Origin of the sequence: Polycladomyces subterraneus, assembly GCF_030433435.1 — a bacterium.
GTDB lineage: Bacteria > Bacillota > Bacilli > Thermoactinomycetales > JIR-001 > Polycladomyces > Polycladomyces subterraneus.
On the sequence record NZ_JANRHH010000028.1, the window covers coordinates 21375 to 48137 of the forward strand.

Below are 26763 nucleotides of genomic sequence, written 5' to 3' on the forward strand. Positions count from 1 at the left end.
TGTCAAGCACGTCCGGAAAGAGGTCGTGCTTGACGTTATTGCCACAATCGTCACCACTCTCGGACACTTGGGACTTTCACTTCTCAGCATGTTTCATCTTCACTCCACTCGGACTTGTTCTTTTGCTAAACGGATCGACCAATCCGGGCGCACTTCCTCCTCCACCGCCATCATCAAGAGCACACAGGTGGATTGATGGTAGTATGACGAGAAAAAGTGCCAAGTCTCATCTTTCCAAATATCCTCCACATACAGTGGTGACGCTCCCTCCTGCTCCAACACCACGCGCACATTTTCCCCGGACGACTCTATGCGAATCCGCCAATCTTTTTCTCCTTCTTTCAATCGGACGTATGCAGCCTTGGCGCTTCGCTCATCCGCAAATGAAACAGCCACAAACGGATCCGGTCGTCTCTCTTCCTCACTGTATCCGCCGATGAATACCTTTTCGGGCTGAAACAGCCCGGCTTCCGGTTGTTTGTTCATTCGCTTCTCTCCTCTCCAATCATAAAAACTGAATAAAATTTATTTTCAAAATAAAACGATGAAACAAACACCTCCATCAAACGATGGAGGTGAAATGAGAACCGTTTTCCCGCCTCGTCCAGCGAATCGGTCACCGGAAACACATGGCTTGGAAAACGGTTCTCGATATGACAGCTCAGTTAATCTCCAGGATTTTGAACTGGATCGTACCTGACGGAACCGGGACATTAATAATTTCGCCTTCCCGTTTTCCGATCAGCTCGGCACCGATCGGCGACTCGTTGGAGATTTTGCCTGCTGATGGGTCAGATTCCGCACTGCCTACGATGACATACGTTTCCTTTTCCCCGTCTGGCAACTCCTGGATCGTCACTTTGGCTCCAATGCTGACGTAGTTTTTGTTTTGCGCATCCTGATTGATGATTTTGGCGTTGCGTATCATGTTCTCCAACTGTACTATCCGGGATTCCACAAAAGCTTGTTCCTCTTTGGCGGAATCGTATTCGGAGTTTTCGCTGAGGTCGCCTTGCGCGATGGCTTCTTTCAAACGTTGGGCGACTTCATGCCGCTTTTTCGTTCTCAGGTATTCCAACTCTTCCTTGACTTTGGCCAGACCTTCTTCGGTCAACAATACTTCTTTTTTCTGTTGAGTCATACCGATTCCTCCCTTATCGACAAGACCATCCTCTTTGTCGCGGCCGGAATCCCGCCCAGTGTCGTGTTCCATTCATATGCAACCAGTTGTGTTGTTTATCACGCACTTCCTACAACCGCGCAAAGAAAATGCAGGATCGCTCACCCCGATGAAATTACGAATGATGCTGATACCACTTTCGGGAAGTAAGCGATTTCATGACCTCATTTGTGCAGGATTTTTTTCGCCAATCGAAAGTTGATTGCAGCTGAAGAATATCTTAGCACATTTGTTGCGTTCGTCCAAGAGAGCAAGACCATTTTTTGCAAAGGCGGCTTGAACGTCTTACAATGTCCAAAGGGACATGATTGATCACGAGACGAAAAAGGAGAAGATGGGATGAACGTGCTAAAACTGGTCGGAAAATTGTTGCTCGTGTTCCTGTTGTCGATGTTGGGTATCGTCTTTTTCGTTTCATTGCTCTTCCCCCTCTATCCTGTGAATCGTTCCCTGATGCCCGTGATCTTAGGACAGAATGCCGCGTTTGTGCTGGCCGCCTTTCTGACATGGATATGGTTGGAAAAAAAGCCGCTTGATGAGTTGGGTTTTGCGGAACCGTCCCCGTTTCGCTCATTCCTTCGCGGAGCCGGTTGGGGAACATTCGGAATCGCCGTTCCGTTTGTACTCCTCTTGGCAAACGGCTTGCTGACAGTGGACAGATTCTACATCTCCTCATCGACGGTGACGGATTTCACATCCGCACTGTCTGGCTTTTTGATCATCGCATTGGGTGAAGAAATCCTGGTCCGTGGCTACATACAAACCCTCATGGTACGCCAATGGGGACGCATCATCGGGATCTTCTCCGCGTCTCTACTATTTTGTGCCCTCCATTTGGGTAATCCAAACCTCTCTTGGCTCGCTTTGCTCAATCTCTTTTTGGCAGGTGTCATGCTGGGGACGGCCAAAGAGGCTTTTGGCGGATTGTGGGCACCGATCGGTTTTCATTTTACATGGAATCTGTGTCAGGAAATGTTGTCGCTTCCCGTTTCCGGGCTGCATCTGATCGAACATCCCGTTTTGTTTACAAGAGAAACGGGGCCCGCTTGGGTGACCGGCGGCAGGTTCGGGTTGGAAGGTGGGGCCGCCGTCACCTTGTTGCTGATATCATTGACGGCGGTTTTTTGGCTCCAATCCCGCAACCGAACGAAATCCGATCATTCCCACACTTCCGGGTTGACAAGATGAGGAGGCTTCTCACCGCGGAGAACGGACAACAGATTCTCCGCGGCCAACTTCGCCATTTTCATCCGTGTTTCCAACGTGGCACTGCCCAGATGAGGGGCTAACACCACTTGTTCCAACTCGGCCAATCCCTCCGCCAAACGGGGCTCGTCTTCGTATACATCCAGTCCAGCCCCGGCAATTTCCCCTTCTTGCAGCGCTCTCACCAGCGCCCGCTCGTCCACCAACGGACCACGTGCGGTATTGATGAGATAGGCGGTCCGCTTCATCCGAAACAATTCCGCTTCCCCGATCAGGTGGTGGGTCTCTGGCGTATACGGCACATGAAGCGACACGAAATCTGCTTTCGCCAACAGCTCGTCCAAGGGTTGGTAGATGACGCCCAGTTCATTTTCCTCCTGCGGGGTGAGTCGTGTTCGGGAATAATAAAGCACGCGCATGTTGAAGGCTTGGGCACGGCGGGCAACCGCCCGGCCGATACGCCCGAAACCGATGATGCCCAATGTAGAACCATGCACGTCTTTCCCCAGCATAAAACGAGGTCCCCAACCCTTCCAGCGGCCGGAACGGGTCAAGCGGTCCCCCTCCGTCACCCGGCGCGCCACATCCAACAGCAACGCCCAGGTCAGGTCCGCCGTGGCTTCTGTCAACACATCAGGGGTGTTGGTCACGGGGATACCCCGCTTGGTGGCTTCGGCGACGTCAATATTGTTGTATCCGACGGCATAATTGCTGATCACACGCAAATTGGGGCAAGCATCCATCACTTCCGCGTCGATCCGATCAGTCAACATACACAGGATCGCATCTTTGCCCCGAATCCCTTCCAACAGCTCCTCCCGCGACAAATCCCGGTCTCGAGCACCGATCGTCACTTGTCCGTATTGTTTCAATTGCTCCGTCACTTCCGGAAACAGCTCGCGCGTCACGAAAATGTGTGCCGACATGGAGTCCACTCCCAGTTGTCCAAGATATTGTGGCATTGTCTGCTATGATGATACACGAAACCACCATGTTTATCCAGTTAGACGAACCTTACTAAAGTGTGTCTGGTGAATGCTCTCTCGGCTAACGCCACCTGCGCCCTCATGGAAGTAGGTCATAGCCGCCCCGACCCGGAGGCAAGATGCGGGCAATGTATGCTTCGCTGAGAGGAAGTTACCCGCGATTTCATTTCTGCGCTTTCCGGGTCTTCGCTCGGCGGGATGAAGTCGCTCACCTGTGAAAGCATTTGCTCCCTTACGGATTTCCCAAACCCTCGTAAAAAGCTGCCTGAAAGCCACGACGACCAAAGGGAGTGCCTGATGCTTCAGCCGTGTGGAGTGTCAAGAAACGCGTCGGTACACGAGTTGCCCTCCCTTGTAAGTCGAGTGAATGGTCAAACGCCCCTCATTCGCCCATATGACCTGGACGAGGTCAGGGGAATCGCCCACCCGCCATTTTCCGTTAACCGGCCACCCCATATACCGTGCAGGAGAAACGGAAGCCATGGACCAAGCCGTTTCAATCGGGGCCAATCCCCTGACCACCAATCGCGAAATAGCATCGATCAGCGGACAGGCCGATCCGGCCAGCAACCGCTCGTCATGAGCCAAATGCAAGCGGTTATCCGGGGTCAACACCACTTCTCCCCCGACGGGGGTTCGGTATTGACCGGGAGGCATACCGCCCAGTGCAACCACATCGCTGACCAGCACCGCTTTTTCCCCCTTTACCCGCAGGATGACGCGGATGACGGCATCAGGGAGATGATGTCCGTCGGCTATGAAACTGGTCCAAAGCTCGTCGGCAGCCAGTTGTTCCCACAAATAATTGGGATGGCGTGGTAACATCACATGAGCACCGTTGCCCCAATGGGTACTCCAAGTCGCTCCCGCCGCCACCGCTTCCCTGATTTGCTCTGGAGTTGCTGCCGTATGACCGATCGCCACTTTGACACCGCTCGTAACGCACCGTTCGATGAAACGCGAACTGTTAGGCCATTCGGGAGAAAGCGTGATCAGACGGATTCTCCCTTCCGCTGCTTCCTGCCACCGACAAAAAACCTCCCAATCCGGCGGGCGCACCCACTTGCGATCATGGGCCCCTCTCGGACCGTCTTCCGGCGAGACAAATGGCCCTTCCAAGTGAATCCCGCCGACGGATGCATCCACCATTGCGTCTTGCCGACAGGCATGCGCCAAGGTACGGAGGGAGAATGTGATTGCTTCTTCACTGTTGGTAATCACCGTTGGAAAAAAGGTAGTGACGCCGGTCTCCCATAACACTGCTGTTAACCGCCGGATGTCATTCATATCGCACAGAGGGGCGTTTACATCCATCCCTTTGTAACCATTTACCTGCAAATCGATCAACCCGGGAGCCACCAGCGGGGCGTCATCCGACACCTTCTCCGGTTCCACCACCTCGGCGATGCGGCCTTCCCGGATCGTCAACCGGATGTGCTTTCCTGTCAACCAATCCTTCCCCTCAATGATGTGACAGGTCATGGGTAACACCGCTCGATTCCAAATCCAGATACAATGTACAATCCGGATGATACCGGAGAATGGAGGCCGGGCAGGAAGTACTGACCGGTTCATTCAACGTTTTAGCGACTGCGATTCGTTTGCTTTCTCCGGGTACGGCACAAACCAGGTACCGCCCCGACATGAGCGTCGGAATGGTCAGGGTCAACGCATGAGTGGGAACAGAGTCCAGGTCATCGAAGCAACCGTCATTCACCTGTTGTCTGCGGCAGACAGGGTCCAGTGCCACGCGTTTGATCACCTCCGGATCTTCGAAGTCGGCCACCGGCGGATCATTGAAGGCCAAATGACCGTTTTCTCCGATACCCAAACAAACGATGTCCAGCGGTTTTTCCCTGATCAATCGGGCATAACGCTCGCATTCGACATACGGATCACGGTTTCCTTCGATCACATGCACGATTCCCGGATGGACACGGTCAAACAGATGGTGATGCAAAAAATGGGCGAATCGTTGGGGTGACGATTCCGGCAATCCGATATACTCATCCATGTGAAACGCGGTGACACGCGACCAATCGATTCCTTCGGCCTGACACAAAGTATTCAGCATCTCCAATTGGGAAGGGGCTGCGGCGAACACCATGCGCACCTCGGATTGCTCCTTCAGCAGTAGACGCAGACGCTCTACCACCGATTCCCCCGCCGCCTGTCCCATTTCCCGACGGTTGGCATATACTCGCACCTTGAGCCGATCCACCTGTTTGGTGAACAAGGGCTTGACGGACGAAACCACCTCGTTACCCCCCGTGAAGTAGATTGCCAGGACGTGCCTGCAATCTTGTCCGCTTCGTTTCCCGGCTCGGCCAAGTTTGCTCGCCTGGGAAAACGTTCTCGCTTCACCAGGCACGCCCTCACCCCATCAGGCAAGCTCCCAGATTCGACGTAATCCGGAAAACGATCGACGTGTACCGTCCGCCGGCGTACCGCCTTCCGGGACGTAATGGGTTTCCACCGTGTACAACCCGGTATACCCATCCCGTTCCAATGCAGACAATTGCTTTTCCAAGCAGGCCTCCCCTTCGCTGATCGGTACGCATTGCCCACCTTGTTCCGATGTGTAGATGGCGTCTTTCAGATGGACGTGCCCGATCCAAGGCCGTACCTGTTCATACCCGACGGGAAACGGTACCCTCCCCCCGTATCGTTCGTTTCCGGGGTCCCACAACACACGCAAAAACGGGGAATTCACCTTGGCCGCCAACTGCGCCACCTCGTCGGCGTAGCCCCCGTTGGTGGAAGGTTCGTTTTCCAACCACAGGGTCACGCCCGCTTCCTCAGCCAACCGGACTGCTTGATGGAGATGCTCCGCAACCTCATCCACGTACAAATCCGGGTTGCGTTCCCGCCAGAATGAGAAGATACGAACGCCGGGCGCCTGAAAAAAACCGGCCACTTCCAGTGCCCGTTTCAACATGTCCATATGGTCGTTCACCGTGCCTTCGGAAGCGAAAAAGGTGTCGCCACGCTCCACCGGCCGGTTCGAGTCCAATGCGCATTTGAACACGGGGGAAGCCAGGCCGGACACCCGTACCCCCCGCTCAGCCAACGTGGAACGAAGATGGCGCAATCGATCCGGCTCCATGTCCATGACATTGGCCCTCCACACGGACCGAAGCTCTACATAGGAAAGTGCACACTCTTCGACAAAAGCGAGTACTTCGTCCCAATCCTGGGACACTTCATCCGTCAACACGCTGAGACGCGAAAAGACCGTCATCATTCTCACCTTTCCACCATCCGAACTATTGACAAATATGCATGAACATCGGGTACCCATTCCCTCTCGCTCCTGCAACGCATACGCTCCAAAGTCGCTCACTGAAATGAGTTCTACAAATACACTAAGGCATGCTGATCAAGTACGCTTCGCTTAGAGGAAATTGACCACGATTTCATGCCTGCGCTTTCCGGTTATACGCTCAGGAGGGCTTGGTCAGTCGCTCACCTGGGTAAGCATTTGCTCCCCCATGGATTTACAAGACACGCCCTAGTTCGTCGCTCACCGAGAAAGCATTGCCCCCCACGGAAATGACCCGCCACTCCCTGGTTACCGTTACTTTGCCTGCCGTCTTTGATTGACAACCGCCTGAATCTTTTCGAGCGCCTGTGCGATAGAGGCCAAATCTTGGGATGTACCCATCAACGCCGACTGCGGCAACCATACCACTGTTTCATCACAAGCGCGCTCTGCCGACGGACATGGAGGGATGTCTTCTTCTCTCACACCGAATTGTTCCCAAAGCGCCTGACGCATCGCCCGGTTTCGGTGAAGTGGGATATACCCCGGTGCCGCCGGGATCCCTTCTGCCTGCAGACATCGGATGAACGTACTCTTGTCCATCCCCCCGAACGCCGTAGAGTCATACCGAAAGAGGTATATGTGCCATGCATGGGAAGTGACACGTGAGTCAACAGTGAGCGGTTCCACCCCGTCGATATGTGCCAACAAACCGGACAGTGCTGCCGCGTTCACCTGTCGACGGTGCAATTGCTCCTCCGCCCGATCCAATTGACAAAGCAAAACGGCGGCCTGAAACTCAGCCATCCGTAAGTTCCATCCGATGCTTTCATGTTGGTACCACAAACCACCCGGTACGCGGCCGACATTGTGTATCGACCAGACGCAGGCAGCGAGTGCATCGTCGTTGGTCACCACGATTCCACCTTCTCCAGCCGTGATGTTTTTACTCGATTGAAAGCTGAACGTACCGAGGTGACCGATCGCACCGACCCTGCGCCCTTTCCACGCCGCCCCGTGCGCCTGAGCCGCGTCTTCGATCACGGTAAGGCCGTACCGCCGCGCAATCGCCATGATGGCATCCAAATCAGCGGGATGGCCCGCCAAGTGTACGGGAATGACGGCCCGTGTCCGACTGTTCACCCGTTCTTCCACTGACGCCGGGTCGATCTGCATCGTTTGTGGGTCGACATCGGCGAAAACCGGACGGGCCCCGACCGCCAAAACCGATGTGGCCGTGGCGATAAACGTGTACGATGGCACGATCACTTCGTCTCCTGGACCCACACCGGCCGCACGCAATGCCACCTCCAACGCCAATGTACCATTGACGACGCAAATGCCGTGTTTCGCATCCTGAAAAGCAGCGAACCGTTCCTGAAACTGCTTTACTTTGGAACCGTCCAAGGCCCCCCATTTTCCTGACCGCAACACTTCAATCAGAGCCCGCTCCTCTTCAGCCCCGAACACCGGCCACGCGGGAAACGGTTCCGTCCGTACCGGATCGCCTCCGTCAATCGCCAATCGGCTCATCCAGCAGCGCCTCCCTGATGTCTCTGTTGCCGATAATGGTAAACAACTTTTTTCAATCCGCTGGCAATCGCACGTACATGCTCTTCAGTGTATCTTTCGTTCCATGCCAACAGGATCATTCGCTCTGCCATCGCTTCGGCATGCGGGCATAAACCGTCTGGATAGACGACTTCTTTTTCCCGCGCCCCGACGAAAGGATAGCCAGACCGCCCGTATGTTTGACGTTCCCGAATCGCCGGAACCTTGTACATCGGTTCCACATACCCGGCACGTGCAGGCAATCCTTCCTGCTGAAGGGCATAGGCCAACTCCTTTGTGCTTACACCAAGCGATGCGGTATCGACATGCATCGGATAGAGCCAATAGCTTGCACGATCACCCGGCCCCAGCCGGATCGGGCGCAATTCCGGCACATCCGACAATGCCAACGTCAATTGACGGGCGCGTTCCTCCCGCCTCCGCACCACATCATCCAGTTTTTTTAGCTGGGCCAGACCGACCGCTCCCTGTAACTCCGTCATCCGGTAATTGGGAGACAAAAAGAGATGAGTGCGCAAATTCCCTTCCCTCGGCCATCCCTTATCTTGAAACAGGCGAATCCGCCAAGCAAGCTCCTCATCCTTGGTGATTGTCATGCCGCCGTCACCGCAACTCATGTGTTTGGATTGTTGAAAACTGAAACAACCAATATCCCCGATCGTACCGACCAGACGTCCTTTGGATTCTGTCAAAAACGCTTGCGAACAGTCTTCGATCACCCGTAACCCATAACGACGGGCGATGCCGAGGATCGGGTCGGGATCAGCCGGCCGGCCGAATAGATGCACGAGAATGATCGCCCGCGTGCGATCGGTGATGCGCTGCTCCACCGAGGTGGGATCGAGACACCAGGTTTCCGGATCGATGTCGGCGAAGACGGGAATGGCATTTTGCATCAGGATCGGGATAATGGTGCCGAAATCGGTGATGGGGGTGGTGATGATTTCATCGCCGGGATCGGGGTTGATCGCACCAATGGCCAAATGGAGGGCAGCTGTCCCCGACGTGGATGCAGTCGCATGCGGGACGCCCCACCGCCGTGCAAACGCCTGCTCAAACGCTTTGACTTTGGTCCCTTCATTCCTGCCCAGCCGCCCCGAGCGGATCACCTCGGTCAACTCCGCCAGTTCCTCCTCGCCAAACGTTCTGCCGCTCGCATCCGAAACCGTCGGCAGACTCCCCGGCTCGATCACCGGCGTGCCGCCGTCTTTCGCCAAACGCCCCTCCCAAACTTCCACCATATCCCTCCTCAACCAGGTTGTATCTTACCTGTCTACAAATTTATCCAATCCCTTCCCAAGTGTCAATTGAATCTTCTGAAGTTTTACCCGATTGACGAAGTAGGAATGTTATGATAATTTTCCCATAGATGACCATATACATATAGGAGACAGGTGAAGGGAGAGGATGGACTAAAAGGGGGTCAACACCGTTTCATCGTCCACCAGCCTCACTGTCCGGTCACCGCATGATCGATACCAATGAAGGAGTGATGAGGGTGAAATCCTGGGTATCCCGGATCGCACTGTTCGTAGTCCTCGTATTGTTGCTCGGCGCCCTCGCGGGCTGCGGCATCCCGAAAAACGACGCTGCCAATCCGAAGAAATCGAACGGGCCCATTACGCTGGAATTTTGGACAATCAACTTGAAAAAGGATTTCTCCGATTATATTCAAGGTCTGATCCAGTCATACGAAAAGGCCCATCCCAATGTGAAAATCAAATGGGTGGACGTCCCCGGACAAGAAGTGGAACGAAAGCTGCTGGCCGCTCTTGCCGCGGGTGAAGCTCCTGACGTCGTCAACTTGGACAGCATGAACCTGCCCAAATTCGTTGACCAAAACGCCCTTGCTCCTGTTGACGGCTTGCTACAGCCGAACGACCTGAATGTCTATTTCGCCAACCTGCGCCAAGGCCTCACGTTCAACGGCAAACTGATGGCCGTGCCGTGGTATCACGCAGGTCCGTACATCGGCATGATCAACACCGCTCTGTACAAAAAAGCCGGATTGGATCCGAACAAACCGCCCGCCAATCTGGATGAAGCACTCCAACACGGCAAATTGATTCACCAGAAACTCCCCAATGTATACGGCTCCAACACGTTCCCCAACATCATGCTCATGGTCGCCGAAGGATTGCCGATCCTGAGTCCCGACAAGAAAAAAGCCGTCTTCAATTCTCCGCAACACGTCCGATTCATCCAAAAATTCGTCGATGCCTACAAAACCGGTGCCATCTCGAGCGGCGTGATCGGCAAGGAGGAGCGTTCCCTGCCGCAAAACCTGGAGAACGAACAGATCGCCATCGCCACGATGCAGGGAGCCTTCAACCTGACAAAACTTGAGAAAAACGCACCTAACGTCTTTCAAAACATCAAAGTGACCCCGCCGATGAAAGGCAAAGCTGGCATTATCCCGCTCAAGGGCATTCAAACTCTTGTCATACCCAAATCGAGTGCCCATCCGAAAGAAGCGGCCGATTTCGCCAAGTTTGTCACCAGTCCGGAAAATCAATTGGCATTCTGCAAACTGGTCCCCATCTTCCCGTCGACCGAACAAACGCTGAAAGATCCCTTCTTCACCCACTTCGCAGTGAAGACCAAACAGGATGAAGCCCGCAAAATCATGGTCGCTTCGATGAAAGACGTCGTCAGTGACACCTTGGGCATTCAGAACGAACAGGATTTGCGCGATGCCTTTGATGAGGAGATGCGCGCGGTGCTGATGGGGAAAAAATCGGTCAAGCAAGGGTTGGATGATGCCGTGAAGCAATGGAACGAAAGCCTCGCCCAGTCTCATTGATGCTTCGTATGTGAAAACTACAGGACCGACCGTCCAGGGACGCGTTTTCCCCATTCCGTCAACTGTGCCAATGCACCCGACGGGAAAACCGTCCCTTGTTTCATCAACCGTTGTTTCGGATGTGACTCATCCATACATCGGGTGAGCCTTTTCCCCCTTTGCTCCTGAATGGTTGCGCTTAAAGGTCGCTGTGGAAAAAGGCCACTCTTCTTCTAGTTGATAAATGGAGCAATCAAACACGCCGACCGCTTTTCATCTTCGTACAAGGAGGCGAAGTGATGTCGATGCCCATACCGACACAACCGGCCCCGCAGTCGCAAGCCCCCCTTCGACGCCGTACCCGTCTTGGCCTCCGCCGTTTTTCCTGGGTGCCGTATCTGTTTTTGCTACCGGGGGTGGCGTTTTTCGTTATTTTTGACTACATCCCTGCATTCAACGCTTTGTATCTCTCTTTCACCAAATACCACGTTCTCTCTCCCCCTGAGTGGGTAGGGCTGCGAAACTATCACGACATGCTGAATGATCCAACGTTCTGGAAGGCGCTGAAAAACTCGTTTGCCTACATGGTGATCATAGTTCCCATGTTGGTGGTGATCCCGCTATTTCTCGCCATTCTGGTCAACCAAAAACTGAAAGGCATCCATCTCTTCCGAGTCGCCTATTACTTACCTGTAGTCACATCAATGGTCACGGTCTCTATCGCGTGGAACTATCTCTATCACGAAAGCGGTCTGCTCAATTATCTGCTGATAACGTTGGACATTTTGTCCAAACCGATTAGTTGGCTGTTGGACTTGAATACGGCCATTTTCGCTGTGGCCCTTGTGGAATCTTGGAAAGCAATGGGTTTTTACATGATCATTTATCTAGCCGGGTTGCAGTCCGTTCCGCAGGATCTGATCGAGGCGGCCCGGGTGGACGGCGCCAACCGCCTGCGCGTCATTTGGCACGTCGTCATCCCGATGTTGCGACCGTTTGTTGCGTTATGTGTGGTCATGGCCGGCAAAGGCGCTATGGAGGTGTTCACCAGCGTGTACATGCTGACCCAGGGCGGACCGCTGGACAGCACGACCAATTTGACCTACTACATCTACGATCTCGCCTTCCAAAAGTTGAACATTGGCTATGCCAGCGCGGTCGGCATGGTGTTGTGGGTGATACTGCTGGTGTTGTCCTTTTTGAATTTCCGACTGTCCCACGGAGGTGAACGCATGCAATGACCCACAAATCAACCCGAAGATGGAGCCGGATGAAACGGATGGCAAAAACCACGGGGATGTATGTGTTACTTACGGCGATCGCCTGTCTGTTCATCGGCCCATTCATCCTGCTGGTCTCCACCGCCTTCAAATCGGACAGCCAACCGGTGTTTAGCTTTCCGCCCCAGTGGCTTCCTGATCCGCCGGTATGGGACAACTTCCATCAGGCGTGGAACGATATCCCGTTCCCCCGTTACATGTTTAATTCGTTTTTCCTGGTTGGCGTCATGGTGCCGCTTCACCTCCTCTTCGCATCCATCACCGCTTACCCGCTGGCACGGATGCGTTTTTTCGGACGAAACTTCATCTTTTACGGCATGATCGCCACGATGTTTATTCCGCCCGAAGTGATGTTGATCCCGCGTTTCCTCTTGATCAAAACGCTGCACATGACCGACAGCTACTGGGGGATCATCGTTCCCGGACTGTTGGGGGGATTTGCCGTCTTCCTCATGAGACAGGCCTATCTCGCCATTCCAAGAGAGTTGGAAGAGGCGGCCATTATCGATGGTTGCGGCCCTTTTCGCATGTGGTGGAGCATCATGATGCCGCTGACGGCTCCCACCACTGCCGCTCTTGGTGTCTTTTCCTTCATCTCGGTGTGGAATTCGTTCGTCTGGCCGCTGATCGTACTGAAATCACCCGAGCTTTATCCGCTGTCACTCGGCTTGGCCTACTTGGCCGGCACATTCGGATTTGATGTCAAATCGTTGGCCGCCGGTGCTGTCATCTCGGTGACACCGATCATCATCTTTTTCCTGCTGATGCAGCGGTATTTCATCTACGGAATGCAGGGTGCAGTGAAAAAATAGGAAGGTTACAGAAACGACAATACCTGAATCATACCCCAATGAGTTTCTCCCACAGCAATTCACCCACCCTTTTGGAGCCGGGTGGGTGATACCAACCATTATATCTTCCACTCATGCAGTTCCAGACGCCGGACGCCATGGACCACGTACGGGTCGCGTTCCGCCATCTCTCTTGCTTCCTCCAGCGAATCGGCGATGTACACCACCATTCCTCCCGAACCGTCCGCAAATGGTCCTTTCGCAAAAATCTTTCCCTGTTCTGCCAATTGATCCAGATACGCAAGATGATCCGGTCGATACTTCTGATTCAGTTCCGGTTTCTCCATGTGCAATATGGCCGCAAAATATGCCATTGACGATCGATCTCCTTTTCTTTTTTCATCCATTTTACCAGAGGATCGTTCCAAGTGTGGTTATTCCCTCTTGTCACCACAACGCTTCAACTGAAGTCGCTAGTAGGTACGGGGCTGATTTTTTCCGTGAGCGTTTCTAGAATGTGTCTGGTCATAGGCGAGCAACTTACCAAGCCCGGCCTAACGAAGACCCGGAGAGCACAGGAATGAAATCGCGGGCAATTTCTTCTAAGCGAAGCGTACTTTCCCGCGTCCTACGCTCCGGGTCTGAAGCGGCCATATCTGCTTTCTTGCAGGAGGTGGAGTGAGCCGGGAAAACAATTGGACAGTATTCACCAGACCCGACCTAGCCAAAGCTTCGACGCGAAGACGAAAATCTAAGCCCACACCACTATGACAGCAGCAGTTTCAAGCCTCCTCCCGTGTTTGTATACCCATGAAGTTTTCATCCATCGACATGTTCTTTCTTATCTCCTCCCAGTTGCAGAACGTCCTTGTACCGCTGATAGACAAACGAGACCGAAAGCAGAATCAACCCCAATCCGATGAAGGAAAAAATGCGGTACAACGTATCGAGGAAGGACAAATCCAGAATGAAAATCTTCAAGATTGTGATTCCGAACAGAACGATTGACGCCATTCGAACCGTCTGAACCCGGCGGATGATCCCGATCACCATCAGTGCGATCGAGTAAAGCAGCCATACGCCGGAAAGAGAGAGTTGCTGCAGGTTTTCATAATAATGAATGGTGTGGGTTTTGGATGGCTGGACAGAAACAATCAACCGGTCAAATACGTCCATCGTTTCAGTGGACAACAGTTCCCAGATCAGCAGAAAAATCGCCACGTGTGCCGTCAAAGACACCCAACGAGCAAATGGTGCGATACCGGGAGCTGTCTGCAACTGCCGTTTCAACAGCCATCCGCCGACTGCCAAACAGACAAATGCCGCAAACCGAATATTGATCACCGGTACAAATGTACTCACGTCATGAGGATACCCTTCCCCTAAAACCATCGCCCACAAAACGGCCAGCACATACGGACCCGCTCCCGCCCAAACCGGAACCGCCAACCGAAACCGGGAACCGATCCAAGCCATTACCAGTGCGTAGAGGAGCCAGGCAATCACAGTCCATAACCGTTCATCCGTCTCTGCCCATGTATGGTTCGCCACCTTTTCCAGATAAAAGGACCACACATCTGACTGAAACGAGATCCAGTATAAAAGCGTAAACGCTCCCACAGCATGCCACGCTCGGGACACCATCGTTCTCGTTTTTCCCGGTAAATGACGGGCCCACCAACCACCGATCGCAAGTGAAGCCGCCAATACCCCTGAATACAGCGTTTGCTGGTTCAACAGCGGCCATATTTGGGTGATATCAATAGAAGCACTCTGATCGATCCACATCCAAAATGCCAAGAAGGCCAATCCACTTGCGGCAGCCCAGTCCATTCGCGACTGCCGTACTGCTCCCATTCGGGCCACTGCGGCCGCTTCGATCGCCCAGAGGATGCCCAGTGTCGCACCAGAGAAAAACATCGCTGTCGCCACAGCCGCATAGGTAAAAGCCGACATCCGGTACTGAATGGCTTCGGCAGATCCCCATCTCCGTTTGTCAGCAATGTACGACAACCAGAAATACAACACACCTGCAGATAACAACAATAAGCCGTCCCATTTTTCGTATTCCTGATATGAAGCAGCATAGGACAGACTCACGAATAACCCCGAATTCACCCCGGCAACGATACGCCCCACTATCTGCGCCGTTTCGGACAGATGTTGACCTCGGTCGGCACGGATGGTGTCAAACCAGGTAAACAACGCCCAATACAAGGTGAGGAACAGGATTTCCATCCACCACTGATCATGACGGGAAAGGAATGCGAACCACACGACATACAGGAGATAAGTGGCACCTGCGGTCATCGGCAACAACCATGGGAGCCACACCGTTTTTCTCCGGATCACCCACAACAATCCCGCTGACAACAGGGCGATGTAGCCCAGCAATCCAATATCGTTGGGATTTTCGGAGCTGAGCAGAAAGGGAGTCAGATATCCGCCGGCCCAACCCAGCACGGAAATGGCAAGCGAATTATGACGGATCGCCACCCAAAAGGCAAGGACCGTCATGGCCGACATCAGCAAGAGCGCCACGGGTTGCGGTACCAGATGATAAAAATTGAACGACGCGTACACTGTCAAGTAACCGATCGCCACACCAGCTCCAAACAATCCCTGCGCAAAAATGGGCAGCCCTTTGTTGTGCCATCGGGAACCCAAACCCAGCAATGCGGCGGTCACCAATGTGCCGATCAACATGCGGGCCGTTTCATTCAGCCACTGGTGATCAAACGCATATTTGAGGAAAAAGCCTAAACCGATCATCAGAGCAACGGCACCGACCCGATTCAACCATTTCCCTCCGATCAGCAACTCCCACTCCGCACGGGTGCGCAACGGTTTGGTTGGGCGGGAAGGAGCGGGAGAACCTCCGGTAACCCCCGGCCAAGTAGGATCAGGAGTTGGCCGAGAGGGTGCAGTAGGAAACGTAACTGACGAGTCCCAGGTCAAGTGCGGGGGTTGAGGGACATCGGCCGGCGAAGGTGGCGGTACCGACTCTTCGGTAGCTTCACGGCCAGGCTGCGGCATCCCCTGCATACGAAGCTCCAAATCAGCCATACGCGACTTCAGCGTTTTGACTTGTTTCCATAAAGAAACCACTGCGTAAATCATGACGAAATAAATAATGAATAGAGCTAACAAAAATAACAGCAGCAAAGTGATCAGAAATCCATCCAAATCCAACACTTGCCCTCCTTTTCCAAATCTTCTCCCCCGGTCTTTTCATATTATGATGAAACTATGGTATATTCAACCATTTCCGACATACCCTGCGTTTCCAGCACAATCGTTTGTCTTGACAAACTTTTCTTTCAAATGTTATTTTTTTATTACAATCTATTTCCATGAATTAACACAAGGAGGGGATGACCACGAAACAGGTTCGATATGCTCTGGCCGGATGCGGCTCCGTTTCCCAATTTCACGTCCAAGCCATCCAATCCATTCCGCAGGCGAAGCTGGTCGCCGTGTTTAATCGGACTCCGGAGAAGGCCCAATCTGTCAGTAAACGGACAGGTGCGGCGTGGCATGCGGATTACGCGGACATGCTGTCCCGTCCCGATGTGGATGCGGTGATTCTCTGCACCGCCAGCGGTATGCATGCGCCGATGGCCCTGGAGGCGATCGAGGCAGGCAAGCACGTTGTTATTGAAAAACCGCTCGCACTCACGCTGGAGGATGCCCGAGAGGTGATCCGCTCTGCCAAAGAAAAAGGAGTCACACTATCTGTCATTTCCCAGCGTCGTTTTGAACCAGCCCACCAAGTAGTAAAAAAGATGATCGACCATGGTGAGTTTGGCAAGATCCTGAGCGGCGAGGTACATGTGCGGTTTCACCGGACACCGCATTACTATGCCTCGGCGGATTGGCGAGGCACACCCGAGATGGACGGCGGCGCCCTGATGAATCAGGCGATTCATTCGATCGATCTGTTGTGCTGGTTGTTAGGACCGGTGCAATCGGTTTCCGGGGTTGTGCACACGCGTGTACACGCAATCCGTGCCGAAGACACGGCTGTGGGATGGATTCAATTTATGGATGGCGCAGTCGGATTGATTCAAGGCTCTACCGCCATGTATCCCGGATTCGCCCCGGAACTCCATATCTACGGCGAACGCGGGGCAGTCCGCATCGTGGGTACCGACATCGTCACCTGGACGTTTGAGGGGAATCAACCGCCCCAACCCGATCTCGCCACAGCCGCCGGCACCAGCGGAGCAAGCGACCCCCAAGCGATCGGTGCCCACTATCATGAACAACAACTGCGGGATATCACGGAAGCCATACTAGATGGGAGATCCCCGCTCATCACCGGAGAAGACGGCTACCGCGCCCTGCAGGTCGTTCTGGGCATGTATGAATCGGCGAAAACAGGCCGAACGGTTATTTTTTCACCCGAACCAGTGACGGAACATTAAAAAGGAACGGGGGTGCTGAGGGGACCCATCCGAATCCGGCAGAAGGAGTGTGTAAAGGATGTTGAAACCCTATTACATCCATAACATTTTGGGAGATTACGCCGGAGAACTGCGAGAAAGTCAGTTCCGTGCCGACGGCGTTCGCCATGTGGATACGCCCGGCATGATTCAAGCCTTACGGGAACTCAACGTCAATACGTACCTCTATTTGATTTGGCACGAAAAAACAGACTGGGACGACTTGCATAAAGAATTCCTGCCAGCGGCCAAACAAGCAGGTATCGACGTTTGGGTGTATCTAGTACCCCCCAGCGAGTCCACCACCAAACGATCGGAACCCTACGGTACGGATTATATCGCATGGGCGGATGCGATCGGTCGTCTCTCTTGCCAATACGATAATCTGAAAGCATGGGCGATCGACGATTTCAGCCACAATCTCGATTTTTACACTCCCGAATATGTGCAGCAAATGCAGAACGCCGCACGTGCACAAAACCCGTACCTGCAATTCCTGCCCCAGATGTATTTCCCCAATATCACACCGCAGTTTGTTGATCAATATGCATCCTGCATTGACGGTATCATCATGGCCTACCGGGATGATCCGTACCGTAACACGCAACGAACCGACACCCTGGAAGATCAGTTGGATCATCTAAGCCGTTTGCTGAAACCCTACCAACTGCCGTATGTATTGATGGTGTATGCCAGCAAGTTGTCCGCCACACCGGCCAATCCCACACCCTACTATGTAGAGAAAGTGGTTCGTACCGGATTGTATATGATGGCACAGGACCGCGTCCAAGGCGTCGTCACCTATGTATTGAAAAAGGAGTTTGAACCGGAATCGTCCGATGACATCGCTTCTTCCGGAAAGGGATATTTCAGCTTCTTCGTTCCCGCAGGAACTCCCACGCTTGCCGGGGATCGCGTAGAAATCCAGCAAGTGATCCATCCTTCCCCCGCTGCAACCGATCAGAAGTTGATATTCTCCCACTATGACACCTACAGCAACCTGTTGGGCGCCGGCTATCACTACAAACAAGTATTGATCGATACCCAAGTGGTGTGGGAACAAGATGTGGCCACGGACAGTGATGGAACATGGAAAGAGGTGACGTTGGACCTCACTCCTTACCTGAAAGGGAAACGGGTGGCAACCCTGACATTCCGGCTTTACGACAAACGTAATGTGTCCAATTTCTGGATTAACGTCGGATTTGATCAGATTCGCCCCGTCGGATTTACGCTGGAAGATCCCGATTTTGAGAAAGGTTACGGTTGGACCGTCCGAACCAGCACCCGAAGCATGATTGCGGAAAATATCATCTACAATCCCCAGCGGCAAGCCGACACGTTCGCCGCCGTGCAGACAGCCTACCTACTCTATGATTTGTACGCTTCGGCCGTCCGTTCGACCGACTCTTCGGTGTGGGAACATGTCCGTTGTTTGATCGAGATGGCCGATTGCGCGTGGAACGGACGGGATCAGGAGGCACGCAGGTGGCTGGAAGCATGGTTGTTCGCCTTGTCCAATTACAGCAGTGCTTGGTCGGAACACCATATCGAACGCTTCCGCGTCAAAGGAGACAAGTTGCGCCGACTGCTGCTCAAAGCGAAAAAAGGAGAATCGGATTATCATCTGTCCTCATTATCACCGTAGCGTTCTCTCAAAGGTCGCACACAGGAAAATCGGCAACGCACTGTAGGACGTTGTTAAGAATCCGTTTTCAATTGCAAAAGCCCTCCCATCCACTCTAGACGAAAGGATACGTAGCGAAGGCGAGAGACGGCTGTTCGCGTGTCATAGTCTCGGCTTTTGCGAGGAGCGATTTATATGAAAATGGGCGTGATCGGATACGGCCGTCGTATTCGAAACATGTTGGCGGAAATTCGAAAAGTGGACCCAGATTGCCGCGTTGTCGCGATTACCGACGTACGCAATGACGAAATCCGCGCGGCCGATCCTTCATTGAAAGATGTCACCTTTTACGAGGATTACCGTCTGATGCTGACCGAGAACAAATTGGACGGTCTTTTGATCGGCACCCGATGTTCCATGCACGCTACCATCGCGGCGGATGTGTTGCCTTACGGCATCCCGCTTTTTTTGGAGAAACCCGTCGCTACCCGCATGGAGGACCTCATCCGGCTGAAAAGCGTGGCCGACTCGACGGATACAACGGTGGTCGTCTCCTTCCCTCTCAGGACCGCCCCCATCGTGCAACTGGCCAAGGAAATTGTGAATTCGGGCAGGATCGGTACCGTTGAACACGTGCAAGCTATCAACAATGTTCCCTACGGCGGCGTCTACTACCATCACTGGTACCGAGACGAGAACGAAACGGGAGGCCTTTTTCTGCAAAAGGCAACACACGATTTCGACTACATTCAGTTTTTGCTTGGGGAACGGAAACCGGTCCGCATCTGCGCAGTAACCTCAAAACAAATCTTCAAGGGGACAAAACCGGCCGGGCTCAAATGCCGAGACTGTGACGAACGGGACACATGTCCGGAAAGTATGTATTGCGTCCATCGAGCCGCTCACGAGACACCGGCCGGCGAATACTGCTGTTTTGCTGTCGATACTGGCAACGAAGATTCCGGCAGTGCGATCATCCAGTATGATACCGGCATGCATGTAGCTTACTCGCAAAACTTTGTCGTCCGACAGCGAGCAGGTACGCGTTCCTGCCGGCTGATCGGATTCCGCGGCACGCTGGAGTTCGACTTCTATACCAACCGCATCACCGTTCATCTGCATCACACCAAGCGCGTGGAAACCCATCAGATTGGAGACGACGGGGAACATTTCGGCGGAGATGCCGTACTGGCCCACAACTTTGTCGAGGTGATGAGAGGAACAGCCGCCTCCCTGTCACCCCTGCAGGCCGGCCTTGACAGTGCTCTACTCTGCTTAAAGGCGCGAGAGTCGGCACGCACCCACACGTTCCAGGAATTGAGATGGGATTGAACCGGGGCGGGACCTCATTCTAAGAAACAGAGAGTTTAGGAGATCAAAGCAAAACGCTCTGTTTGAATGATTTTTTGAGTTGAGGGGATGATCAATCCCCTTATTTGCTATATTTGAACTGACATTCCTATCCATAAAGAGTTGAACCGAAGTACAGTGCTTAACTGTAGACATCCTAATAGGATGCCCCCGAAGTTATTCGAGGGAGGATGTCACAAGAGTATAATTCCCAAGATATAATCCCAGTACGATGAGATTGACGAGAAGCTGCTCCATAGCCGAGCGTCTTCAGTGTTATGAAATATTGGATCCGGAGATGCACAAACTGAAGAAAAGGCCCGGAGAAATGCTCTTTCAAGATGAAATGATTGATTGCTCAGTCTTTTGCCAATGTCTCACTGGGAATGAGAAGAATATGACAAAATCATCTCTATGGAGAGATAAAAAGAGAGGTAGCTACTTGCTACCTCCCGTTTATGTTTCCTCTCCTCACATCCAAAACCGATCGCTTGGGAACGTTTCGCTTTGTCTTTCCTTATTTCTCACCATCCTGCCATCGCTTCAACGCATCACTCGCCTGACGCCGGATTGGGTCCAGACGGGAGGCCAGCCATTCCTCGGCATCCTGCTGGCGGTAAAAAGTAGTGAAAACAGGCAGTGCTTCCTGTTCCCACTCATCGGCCATCCGCAACACTTCTCTCACGTATCCGCACACGTTGGCAGTTTCCGTGCGCGTACTCCATCCTCTGTCAATCCGGTATCCATGCTCCAATGCGTGCTGAGTCCACAATTGCAGATGCCGCAGTTTGGCCATCAAGTGAAACATTTTGGCTTCCCGACGACGTCGCAAGGCATGACGGTTCAACAACTCCATCGCTTCCGGGTCGTCATACAGCCCGTTGGCATAATGGCCCGGATTGATGCGGTGGAAGGGGATGGTCGTCTCCGCCCCGAACATCCGACGGCTGACGGTATCGTCCACCCTCGTCAAGTCCGGTGATCGTCCCGTCCAGAAACATTCGGCCGCCAACAACGCTCCGTACCAGATCACCGGAAATGGTTCGGTCGGGGGATGGACACTCGTATACCGGGCCCATGCCGTCCCCACCGCCCCTTCCCACGACCCGCGCGCCAGGCGTTGTGCCCAATCTGCCAAGTTGTCCGCCCGTGACCTGTAGTTTGGCAAATGGAAAGCATGTTCGTCCGCCCCTTGGATGCAACCCGCACCGAACAGATGAAACCCGAATGTCCGATACCGCTCGACATGCTGGTCTATCTGACGGTGAATGCGGTCACCTGTATAATAACACCAAACCATCAAGCAAATGTCTCGGGACAACTGATCCAGTGACCGGTCGGACATACCTCGTAACATATCATCCCAGATGACCGGGATCTTTCCGTGGCGACGGACGAGTGCCGCCATCCGGTTGATATGATGGACGTAATTGGTTTCACGGCCATCCTCCCCCCACTGTTCACGACACCGGGAACACTTGTGCAAGTGGAAGGTTTCATCCGCTCCGAGGTGAATATGACGGGACCGCGGGTGTGCCGCTATCATCTGTTCGACCAGCGCTTCCACATAGGCGGCGGCTTCGGGATGAGACGGGCAGAGATCCCCGATCTGATCCGGCAATTCGCGAAACCGCGCCCACCGATCATGTCGCAAAATGTAGTGCAGATGACCAATCGATTGCTGCAACGGCATCACCTCGACGAAATGATCGTGGGCGACTTGCTGCAACCGTTCCAACTCGGTCAACGTCAATGCGTGGGGATGCCGCCACTCTTCATCCCCCCACGGGACGCGATCCTCATATTCCACCAGCAACATATTGATCTTGTAACGGGACAGTTCGATGATCGTCTCTTCCAAATATGCCATCGTCGGCACCCCGGCCTTGAAATCCAGATGAATGCCGCGCAGGGAGACACATGGCTCGTCCAAGACCATACATGCGGGAAACCCGCCGTCCTCCTCCCGTAATTGTTGCAGGGTAAGCCAACCGTGGTACCACCCCCGGGCGGTGGGAGCAACCAGGCGGATGCCACCATCGTCCACCGACAAGGCATACCCTTCCGGATGGCGAGGACGCTCCTTTTCCGCGATGGGGGCGGGATCTCCCCATACAAGAGAAAAATCGGGTACGGCCTCCACGCGAATTGTGTCAGAGAGACCACGCACCTTGCGCATCAATCGCGCTTCACAGGCTGTATCCAGCGAAACCGCAGGCGATTGGGACGGGTCGGGCACAAACTTTCCCGCGCGCAACCAGATCCGTTTGGGTTCGGGCAGTAACCGCATTGTTTTCATCGGCTATCGCCTCCCACTCGTACATACGCGTCCCCCGCTTGAATCACTCCCCTGACCTCGTAAAAATCAAAACCGTCAATCCGCTTCAACCGCACGCGATCCGCCGTCAAACCGAAGAATGACAAGGGTGGAATCTCGCTTCCCTGACCGTCCGGAGCCAGAATCAGCAGGGTGGCATCCGATACCTTATGAGGTGATCGGACATGAATTTCCCACCCATCTGTCTCATTTTTGCGGCAATCCAAATCAACCTGACGCCGGAGCCGCTCCCAGCGATCGATCGCCTCCGCGGTCCACCACGCCAGCCCCATTTCTCTGCTCGCCTCAGTCAGTGCGATCACCGCCCGCGCCACCTCCGGCTTCGTGTGAATGTGGTGCGGATGAAACAAAAAGTGGGCAACGCCGTGATGTCGCACGCATTGCTCCAACAAGGGATGACATACCTCAAACGGTACGGTCCACACGAGATCCTGTGTCAGCAAAGGAATTTCCAACACATCCATTCGACGCATGCCGTCACCAGTTTGCTCGATGGGAAACCACGGATGGCAGCTGCCAAATAGAAACCCGATATCTCCTTGTTTGGTCGGCCCCTTGGTCTGATCCACCCGAATGCCCCTTCGTTCACACCACCGGTAAAATTCGGTTTCTCCCTCCCAGCGCAGATAATGGTTTTTGTTGGTCACAATCGGAACACCCGAACGCTCCTGCAACCAATGCCATTGGAAATCGAAATCGTCCTCCCCCCACCGGGAACGCGCATCATCTTTCATCGCATTGTAATGGAGGGCGAGCTCGTGGCCCTGCGAACGGATGGCCGTATAGGTCGTTGAACGGTAACCACCCGGATACATCACGCACCATGTCGCCTTTACGTCGGCTTGGTCGAGCACCCGCAATGTCGTCATCGCCGCCTCGTCCTCGTTCAAATCCGAGTCCAGCGAGAGATGCCCCACCGCAGATAAACCGCCCGGCCAATACCAGAGCATGGGCAGTGGCACACCCCGCCGTCCTGCTCCCCACCAGATGAAGCGGACCAACAGTTTCCGCCATTCATCCGCCACCGGTACTTGGAAAAACGGCGCTCCCCTGTCGAACGGTTGTCGGTCCCGTTCCCAATCCAGCACCATTCCGTCTTCCGCTTTTAGAATCCCGTCGTCGATCGGTGCGGTACCATCGGGTGCGGCCACCCCGTCCCGCTCGACAGGTATCCCTTGTTGAATACGGACGATCGTGGTTGCCACATCCGGTGCGATCGCCACAGCCAAGCCCTTACCCGTTTGCCGTACAGCGATACCGTCTCCCAAATTCGCTCCGTCCCGTGAGACGATCGTGCCCAACGACATCGCGGTGAGTGCCTTCATCCCAGTGATGGCGAAGGCGTGAAGCGGCAAAGAACATTCCCTGGTGACCGGATGGTCTGGGACTCCCGTCAACCACCCCTCTTCTTCAAATGATCCCGTGTATCGGACGCCCAACACCTTGTCCAAACCCGTGCCGTCCCCGATCTGAATCAACGTGCCTCCCATCTGAATAAAACGTGCCAATCGCTCATATTCAGCCGTGGAACACATCGGTCGGCCGATCGACAGTAGCATAGCGGGTGCATTCTGCATCGCTTCCGCTACTGTTTCGTGACGGGCAAAGGGTAATCCGGCATGAAATAGGATTTCTTCCAGGTAAACAGAATACGACGACGTCTTCCCTCTGTCATGTACAAGCAACCCAATCATCTGGCATTAGCCCTCTTTGCGGAGACTTCCTCAATGATTTTGCGCAATGCCGCGATATCCGCTCTGGCACGATCCACATCGGGCAGAGGCGCATGCGATTCAATCGACAGATATCCCGTATAGCCGATCTCCATCAATCCCTCCACCACCGGACGGTGGTCCACATCTCCCTCTCCCAACAAGCGCTGTTGGAAATGCTCCATTCCGTGACGAGTCAGGTTTTGAAATCCGCCGGCTACATCCGAAGAGGGCACCCGCGCTACATCCTTGACGTGAACATGAAACAGGTGATCTTTCAATTGGTGAATCGACGATTTGCCGAAATCCGTATCAGTAATCGCCATATTCCCCGCATCATGGATCAAACCGACATTGTCCCTGTCCACCAACCGCAGGAAACGCAGCGCATCGTTGACCGTTTCCACCAGCGAGCCGTTATGAATTTCGATCATCAATTTGCAACCGTACATCGCGGCGCGATCGGCACACTTTCGGATCCATTCCGCCCCTTTTAGAAAATGGTACTCATGTGCGCGAAATGCGTGCGGACCGCCGCATCCCACACGAATGAGCGGACATCCCAACTCGGCGGCGTGTTCCAAAAAACACTCCAATCGTTCCACGTCCCGTTGGCAGTCCGCATCGTTATCCGTTGAGAAACGGCCGAGATACGTGCCGATGCCGATCACCGGCAGTCCGTATTCTTTCGATAATGCCTTGATCTCCTCCACCCTCGCAGCGGAAGTCTCCTCCGACAAATGCGGTTCTCTTCCGTACAGCTCCACCCCATCAACGCCCAAGTCCGCACAGATGCGAAACGTCTGATGGATGCTCCGGTCTTTGAACAACACCGTAAATACGGAGATTTTCACGATCCTGCCTCCTCTTTTTGATCGTTCCGCAAACCGGGGAGCGCGGCGATTCCCCGTTTGACCCGTTCCTCTGCTTCACGGGAAAACGGCGCGGGCAGACCGAAATACAGATACGATTCCTCCACTTCGTATCCGCCTTCATCCACATAACGCGCCGGACAAAGATACCCCACACATCCATTTACATAACCGACGGGGATGATGCGGTGCCGAGGAAAACGCCTTCTCAGCCACAGTCCATATTCCACCGTCATTTCCGCACTGAACCCGTACAGAACGACCCGCTCGCTGATCTGCAACCGTCTGATGTGCAATACCGGCCTCAACCCCGTCTTCCCGCGAACCAACTCCCGCCACGCCGGGTACAGGCGGCTTGCTTCGATGTCGGGTAGGAAAGGACGTGGAGCAACCGTTTGCAAGGGCATTTCCACCTTGTGAGATTCGGTTGACAGATACGGAACCTCGGTTTCCATATCCGTCAGGAGGCGCACCACTTCCCTCCCCAACAAACGGCCCAATCGTTCCACTTCAACCGGACCTCCGCGGTAGAACGCACCACGTTCATCCACCAAGCGCGGTCGGATGTCCCCACAGCATCCCTGCAAAAACATCGCCTGGACACCTGGTAGGGCAGTTTCAATCCAACGACGTGCCGCTCCAGGGTAGTCGGCGGTAAAATCATATCCGCCTGCCACCGTCGGATGACAAGTGTAATGGAACCACAATGACTTCCAAGTTCTGTCCTCACGACGAAACCCGACCACCGTAACGCAGTCGTCGCGCGGTCCACTATCCTCCGGTTTCATCACGACCCGACCGTCTTCCAGTCGGCGTCGGTTGACGCTGAAGGAACACCTCCCTTGCGCAGAAAACAGCGTGACGTCCTCCAAATCGGCGGCTGCCTGATCCGCCAACCGGAGAACCGTCTGTTTTAACCAGACGAGATATTGATCAGACGGTTTCCCCAACAGTGGGTGCATCCCCTTTGCCGTTTGCGGACCGCCATGTGTGTGCGACGCGGCGAACCACACATCGGTCAACTGGGGATCGGCCGCTATCCAGGCACGACGAACCTCGTCTGACCACTCGGCATCAAACCAAATCACATCCGCCGTAACCATACCCACGCGGGTGCCGTCATGTTCGATTACCATCACCTGCATCGTCAACTCGTCCCTTGCACCTTCTGCTGGACGATCCCGGAACGCGTACCCCGCCAACTGGATCCCGACTGGTGGAGTAATCTCCGTGGATGCCACCCCTACTCGCATTCACGCCCCCCCTCTCCCTTCACGGTATGATGGAAATTTCCATTTCAGTTGTATTTCACCTGTTTCCAATGTATCACCTCTTTTTTGAATTGTCAAAAAATATAACG

Annotated in this window: 21 protein-coding genes; 7 read left to right on the forward strand and 14 right to left on the reverse strand. The window is 54.0% G+C overall.

Annotated features, from left to right (window positions below; all coding sequences use genetic code 11):
- Window positions 1-99: 99 nt before the first annotated feature.
- Both NWF35_RS05665 and greA read right to left on the reverse strand, forming a co-directional pair.
- The gene (locus NWF35_RS05665; protein ID WP_301238119.1) at window positions 100-486 is read right to left on the reverse strand and encodes a hypothetical protein; all 387 of its coding nucleotides are present in this window, start codon (window positions 484-486) and stop codon (window positions 100-102) included.
- A gap of 175 nt (window positions 487-661) precedes the next feature.
- On the reverse strand, window positions 662-1141 hold the full coding sequence (greA, locus tag NWF35_RS05670) for a transcription elongation factor GreA (protein WP_301238120.1): 480 nt from the start codon (window positions 1139-1141) through the stop codon (window positions 662-664).
- Between the two features lie 378 nt (window positions 1142-1519).
- Between greA and NWF35_RS05675 the strand changes: the two genes are divergently transcribed.
- On the forward strand, window positions 1520-2368 hold the full coding sequence (locus NWF35_RS05675) for a CPBP family intramembrane glutamic endopeptidase (RefSeq protein ID WP_301238121.1): 849 nt from the start codon (window positions 1520-1522) through the stop codon (window positions 2366-2368).
- Here the strand turns inward: NWF35_RS05675 and NWF35_RS05680 are convergent.
- The 6 genes from NWF35_RS05680 to NWF35_RS05705 all read right to left on the reverse strand — a co-directional run bounded on the left by NWF35_RS05680 (window position 2338) and on the right by NWF35_RS05705 (window position 9444).
- A complete protein-coding gene (locus tag NWF35_RS05680; protein ID WP_301238122.1) occupies window positions 2338-3312 on the reverse strand; it encodes a 2-hydroxyacid dehydrogenase in 975 nt (324 codons plus the stop codon). The two genes, NWF35_RS05675 and NWF35_RS05680, sit on opposite strands and share 31 nt — an antisense overlap.
- 378 nt (window positions 3313-3690) lie before the next feature.
- Window positions 3691-4821, reverse strand: coding sequence for an N-acetylglucosamine-6-phosphate deacetylase (locus NWF35_RS05685; RefSeq protein WP_301238123.1), 1131 nt, complete (start codon window positions 4819-4821; stop codon window positions 3691-3693).
- A gap of 13 nt (window positions 4822-4834) precedes the next feature.
- Window positions 4835-5629 carry a glucosamine-6-phosphate deaminase gene (locus tag NWF35_RS05690; protein WP_301238124.1) on the reverse strand — a complete coding sequence of 265 codons (795 nt, stop codon included), beginning with the start codon at window positions 5627-5629 and terminating at the stop codon, window positions 4835-4837.
- Window positions 5630-5755: 126 nt separating this feature from the next.
- Window positions 5756-6616 (reverse strand): sugar phosphate isomerase/epimerase family protein, encoded by an 861-nt coding sequence (locus tag NWF35_RS05695; RefSeq protein ID WP_301238158.1) that lies wholly within the window; start codon window positions 6614-6616, stop codon window positions 5756-5758.
- 333 nt (window positions 6617-6949) lie between these two features.
- A complete protein-coding gene (locus NWF35_RS05700; protein ID WP_301238125.1) occupies window positions 6950-8167 on the reverse strand; it encodes a DegT/DnrJ/EryC1/StrS family aminotransferase in 1218 nt (405 codons plus the stop codon).
- Window positions 8164-9444 carry a DegT/DnrJ/EryC1/StrS family aminotransferase gene (locus NWF35_RS05705; protein WP_301238126.1) on the reverse strand — a complete coding sequence of 427 codons (1281 nt, stop codon included), beginning with the start codon at window positions 9442-9444 and terminating at the stop codon, window positions 8164-8166. Before NWF35_RS05705 ends, NWF35_RS05700 begins: the two co-directional genes overlap by 4 nt.
- Window positions 9445-9704: 260 nt before the next feature.
- Between NWF35_RS05705 and NWF35_RS05710 the strand changes: the two genes are divergently transcribed.
- The 3 genes from NWF35_RS05710 to NWF35_RS05720 all read left to right on the forward strand — a co-directional run bounded on the left by NWF35_RS05710 (window position 9705) and on the right by NWF35_RS05720 (window position 13080).
- Window positions 9705-11009, forward strand: coding sequence for an ABC transporter substrate-binding protein (locus NWF35_RS05710; RefSeq protein WP_301238127.1), 1305 nt, complete (start codon window positions 9705-9707; stop codon window positions 11007-11009).
- A 278-nt stretch (window positions 11010-11287) separates the two neighbouring features.
- Window positions 11288-12229: a carbohydrate ABC transporter permease gene (locus NWF35_RS05715; RefSeq protein ID WP_301238128.1), complete on the forward strand. Its 942-nt coding sequence runs from the start codon at window positions 11288-11290 to the stop codon at window positions 12227-12229.
- Between the two features lie 29 nt (window positions 12230-12258).
- Window positions 12259-13080 (forward strand): carbohydrate ABC transporter permease, encoded by an 822-nt coding sequence (locus NWF35_RS05720; protein WP_301238129.1) that lies wholly within the window; start codon window positions 12259-12261, stop codon window positions 13078-13080.
- 98 nt (window positions 13081-13178) lie between these two features.
- Here NWF35_RS05720 and NWF35_RS05725 read toward each other — a convergent pair whose 3' ends face one another.
- Together NWF35_RS05725 and NWF35_RS05730 are read right to left on the reverse strand one after the other, a co-directional pair.
- A complete protein-coding gene (locus NWF35_RS05725; protein WP_212772867.1) occupies window positions 13179-13433 on the reverse strand; it encodes a YciI family protein in 255 nt (84 codons plus the stop codon).
- Between the two features lie 445 nt (window positions 13434-13878).
- Complete coding sequence (locus NWF35_RS05730) at window positions 13879-16251, reverse strand: DUF2339 domain-containing protein (RefSeq protein ID WP_301238130.1); 2373 nt, start codon at window positions 16249-16251, stop codon at window positions 13879-13881.
- A 182-nt stretch (window positions 16252-16433) separates the two neighbouring features.
- Between NWF35_RS05730 and NWF35_RS05735 the strand changes: the two genes are divergently transcribed.
- The 3 genes from NWF35_RS05735 (at window position 16434) to NWF35_RS05745 (ending at window position 20463) form a co-directional block, all read left to right on the forward strand.
- Complete coding sequence (locus tag NWF35_RS05735; RefSeq protein ID WP_301238131.1) at window positions 16434-17486, forward strand: Gfo/Idh/MocA family protein; 1053 nt, start codon at window positions 16434-16436, stop codon at window positions 17484-17486.
- A gap of 58 nt (window positions 17487-17544) precedes the next feature.
- Window positions 17545-19152, forward strand: a complete 1608-nt coding sequence (locus NWF35_RS05740) for a hypothetical protein (RefSeq protein ID WP_301238132.1) — start codon at window positions 17545-17547, stop codon at window positions 19150-19152.
- A gap of 174 nt (window positions 19153-19326) precedes the next feature.
- Window positions 19327-20463: a Gfo/Idh/MocA family protein gene (locus NWF35_RS05745; protein ID WP_301238133.1), complete on the forward strand. Its 1137-nt coding sequence runs from the start codon at window positions 19327-19329 to the stop codon at window positions 20461-20463.
- A 535-nt stretch (window positions 20464-20998) separates the two neighbouring features.
- Here the strand turns inward: NWF35_RS05745 and NWF35_RS05750 are convergent.
- From NWF35_RS05750 to NWF35_RS05765, 4 genes are read right to left on the reverse strand one after another with little or no spacing between them, the layout of a single operon-like run.
- On the reverse strand, window positions 20999-22780 hold the full coding sequence (locus NWF35_RS05750; protein WP_301238134.1) for a family 20 glycosylhydrolase: 1782 nt from the start codon (window positions 22778-22780) through the stop codon (window positions 20999-21001).
- Window positions 22777-24513 (reverse strand): polysaccharide deacetylase family protein, encoded by a 1737-nt coding sequence (locus NWF35_RS05755; RefSeq protein ID WP_301238135.1) that lies wholly within the window; start codon window positions 24511-24513, stop codon window positions 22777-22779. The genes NWF35_RS05750 and NWF35_RS05755 overlap by 4 nt, the downstream gene beginning before the upstream one ends.
- Window positions 24510-25385: a sugar phosphate isomerase/epimerase family protein gene (locus NWF35_RS05760; RefSeq protein ID WP_301238136.1), complete on the reverse strand. Its 876-nt coding sequence runs from the start codon at window positions 25383-25385 to the stop codon at window positions 24510-24512. Before NWF35_RS05760 ends, NWF35_RS05755 begins: the two co-directional genes overlap by 4 nt.
- A complete protein-coding gene (locus NWF35_RS05765; protein WP_301238137.1) occupies window positions 25382-26656 on the reverse strand; it encodes a hypothetical protein in 1275 nt (424 codons plus the stop codon). The genes NWF35_RS05760 and NWF35_RS05765 overlap by 4 nt, the downstream gene beginning before the upstream one ends.
- Window positions 26657-26763: the final 107 nt, after the last annotated feature.

Bases quoted from the DNA above. Each gene is read 5' to 3' on its own strand.
- NWF35_RS05675 (WP_301238121.1), top strand. From the start codon at position 1,520: ATGAACGTGCTAAAACTGGTCGGAAAATTGTTGCTCGTGTTCCTGTTG.
- NWF35_RS05765 (WP_301238137.1), bottom strand. From the start codon at position 26,656: ATGCGAGTAGGGGTGGCATCCACGGAGATTACTCCACCAGTCGGGATC.
- NWF35_RS05700 (WP_301238125.1), bottom strand. From the start codon at position 8,167: ATGAGCCGATTGGCGATTGACGGAGGCGATCCGGTACGGACGGAACCG.
- greA (WP_301238120.1), bottom strand. From the start codon at position 1,141: ATGACTCAACAGAAAAAAGAAGTATTGTTGACCGAAGAAGGTCTGGCC.
- NWF35_RS05745 (WP_301238133.1), top strand. From the start codon at position 19,327: ATGAAAATGGGCGTGATCGGATACGGCCGTCGTATTCGAAACATGTTG.
- NWF35_RS05735 (WP_301238131.1), top strand. From the start codon at position 16,434: ATGACCACGAAACAGGTTCGATATGCTCTGGCCGGATGCGGCTCCGTT.
- NWF35_RS05665 (WP_301238119.1), bottom strand. From the start codon at position 486: ATGAACAAACAACCGGAAGCCGGGCTGTTTCAGCCCGAAAAGGTATTC.
- NWF35_RS05695 (WP_301238158.1), bottom strand. From the start codon at position 6,616: ATGATGACGGTCTTTTCGCGTCTCAGCGTGTTGACGGATGAAGTGTCC.
- NWF35_RS05715 (WP_301238128.1), top strand. From the start codon at position 11,288: ATGTCGATGCCCATACCGACACAACCGGCCCCGCAGTCGCAAGCCCCC.
- NWF35_RS05720 (WP_301238129.1), top strand. From the start codon at position 12,259: ATGAAACGGATGGCAAAAACCACGGGGATGTATGTGTTACTTACGGCG.
- NWF35_RS05750 (WP_301238134.1), bottom strand. From the start codon at position 22,780: ATGAAAACAATGCGGTTACTGCCCGAACCCAAACGGATCTGGTTGCGC.
- NWF35_RS05755 (WP_301238135.1), bottom strand. From the start codon at position 24,513: ATGATTGGGTTGCTTGTACATGACAGAGGGAAGACGTCGTCGTATTCT.
- NWF35_RS05740 (WP_301238132.1), top strand. From the start codon at position 17,545: ATGTTGAAACCCTATTACATCCATAACATTTTGGGAGATTACGCCGGA.
- NWF35_RS05680 (WP_301238122.1), bottom strand. From the start codon at position 3,312: ATGTCGGCACACATTTTCGTGACGCGCGAGCTGTTTCCGGAAGTGACG.
- NWF35_RS05725 (WP_212772867.1), bottom strand. From the start codon at position 13,433: ATGGCATATTTTGCGGCCATATTGCACATGGAGAAACCGGAACTGAAT.